This is a genomic window from Haloferax sp. KTX1 (assembly GCF_902410085.1).
GTDB classification, from domain to species: domain Archaea; phylum Halobacteriota; class Halobacteria; order Halobacteriales; family Haloferacaceae; genus Haloferax; species Haloferax massiliensis.
This window is the reverse complement of the sequence record NZ_CABPRH010000183.1, coordinates 1-447: the sequence shown is the minus strand read 5'-3', so window position 1 is coordinate 447 and position 447 is coordinate 1. Positions and strand designations below refer to the sequence as shown.

The window sequence follows — 447 nt, the reverse complement described above, 5'->3', positions numbered from 1 at the left end:
GCCTATGCCATCCACGTGTTTAGCGAGTCACGGCGGATTGATCGTGGCGAAGCGCCGCTTGGGCCTGGGCGTGACAATTAACATTGCGCTCACCTACAGGAAAAACCTGCGCCTGACTGCCTCGCCGTTGATGCGAGCCACTGACGTATCTGTGCCGGCTGCCACCGCTGTGCTCCCTGGCCCTTTTCCGCGGGCAGGTGGATAGGGCGAGGGAATTCGCTGTCTATGGCCATGATCCTTTCTCTCAAGTGGCGTGGGCTGATGCGGAGGAACTCTGCCACATCGTTGACAGTCCAAAGGGGCTCACTTTGGAGCATCTGGAGTCTCTGAAGCAGTCTGTTCAGTTCGGCGAGATCGGCGTTTTCAAGCAGTTCATCGGCCATGGTATAATCCTCATTCCAGTGGAGTTCACTAGGTTTACGGCTTGGCCAAATTTGGGTGGCTGTA

At 56.6% G+C, this 447-nt stretch carries 1 protein-coding gene; it reads left to right on the top strand.

The features are described 5' to 3' along the window. Positions 1-197 precede the first annotated feature (197 nt). Positions 198-447, top strand: a 250-nt coding sequence (locus FY251_RS22905) for a hypothetical protein (RefSeq protein WP_222847896.1), incomplete at its 3' end; no start/stop codon positions are given.